The sequence below is a fragment of the Enterococcus sp. GC34 genome, assembly GCF_040886645.1.
Classification (GTDB): domain Bacteria; phylum Bacillota; class Bacilli; order Lactobacillales; family Enterococcaceae; genus Enterococcus; species Enterococcus faecalis.
This window is the reverse complement of record NZ_JBFOEF010000027.1, coordinates 1-1446: the sequence shown is the minus strand read 5'-3', so window position 1 is coordinate 1446 and position 1446 is coordinate 1. Positions and strand designations below refer to the sequence as shown.

At 37.6% G+C, this 1446-nt stretch carries 1 protein-coding gene; it reads left to right on the top strand.

All coding sequences use genetic code 11. From position 1 onward, the window contains the following. Window positions 1–1389, top strand: a protein-coding gene (locus AB3I72_RS13745; RefSeq protein ID WP_368024006.1) for an IS3 family transposase whose coding sequence is annotated in 2 segments (ribosomal slippage) — window positions 1–536 and window positions 536–1389 — 1390 coding nt annotated over the 2 segments. Because the reading frame shifts where the segments join, the coding sequence is not laid out codon by codon here. This gene is flagged as partial in the annotation. Between the last annotated feature and the right edge of the window lie 57 nt (window positions 1390–1446).

The window sequence follows — 1446 nt, the reverse complement described above, 5'->3', positions numbered from 1 at the left end:
AAAATACGATTATGCATTCAAGAAAAAAGTGGTAGAAGCTTATCAAAATGGCGCAGGAGGTTATCGAACACTAGCGAATCAATTTGATATTGCTTCACTTTCGACTGTTCGTAAATGGGTTAAAACAGTCGAGAAATTTGGATTTAACGCACTTCATCGAAGAGTAAATTACCAACAGTACTCTTCCAAATTCAAGCGGGATGTCATACACTATTATTTAACGAGTGGTGACTCTTATCTGACTGTCGCATTGAAATATGGACTGCCAAACGATACCTTAGTCCTGGCTTGGCACCAAAAATTTCTAGAAACAGGCATAGAAGGGCTTTCACCAAAACAGAAAGGAAGACCTTCTATGTCAAAGAAAAAGAAACCCGTTCAGGTGAAAAAAACACGAACACGTGAACAAGAATTAGAACATGAAAATGAACTATTGCGGGCGGAACTAGCCTTCATAAAAAAGCTCCGCGCTTTAGGAATGAACATCCCGGAACGACTCAAGAACGAGATGCCCGAATCATCCACGAACTCCGAAAAAAATTCCGATTAACAATCTTACTGGAAGCAACCAAATTTCCTAAAGCGACGTATATGTATTGGCAAAAGCGATTTGAGCGAAAAAATCCCAATCAAAAATTAGAAGCCCTGATTAAGAAAATTTTTGACGAAAACAAAGGAAACTATGGCTATCGCCGTATTCAATTAGCTTTAAAAGAAAAAGGATTGAACGTAAACCAGAAAAAAATTCGTCGTCTTATGCGTAAACTTGGCCTAAAAGGGACAAAATTTATTCGTAAATCAAGAAAATACAATTCCTACAAAGGAACCGTTGGCTATGGCGAAAAAAACCGTCTACATCGTCGTTTCTACACTTCAGTACCCCATCAAAAGCTAACAACAGATACCTCTGAATTTAAGTATTATGAACGTAACCAAAGTGGAAAGATTCAAATAAAAAAACTCTATTTGGATCCTTTTCTTGATTTATTTAATGGTGAAATCTTGTCTTACCGTATTTCTAAACAGCCGAATGCCAAAGCAATTCTTGAGGCACAAAAAGAAGCCATTGATAAAACGCAAGATTGTCCCTATCGGCGCACTTTTCATTCTGACCAAGGGTGGGGGTACCAAATGAAGCAGTACAAAAAGCAATTAACCAGTCACCAGATCTTTCAAAGCATGTCTCGAAAAGGAAATTGTTTTGATAATTCTCCTATGGAGAATTTCTTTGGTTTACTAAAACAAGAAACCTACCATGGCATTATTTATTCTAGTTTCGAAGAACTAGAACAAGCAATTGAGGAATGGATTGATTATTATAATCATCAACGAATAAAAACAAAACTAGGGTGCAGTCCCGTTCAATTCCGTGAACGGTTCGTCGCATAAAAATACCGACCAGATTTCTCCAGTCGGTATTCGGTCTAACTTTTGGGTCTCACTACA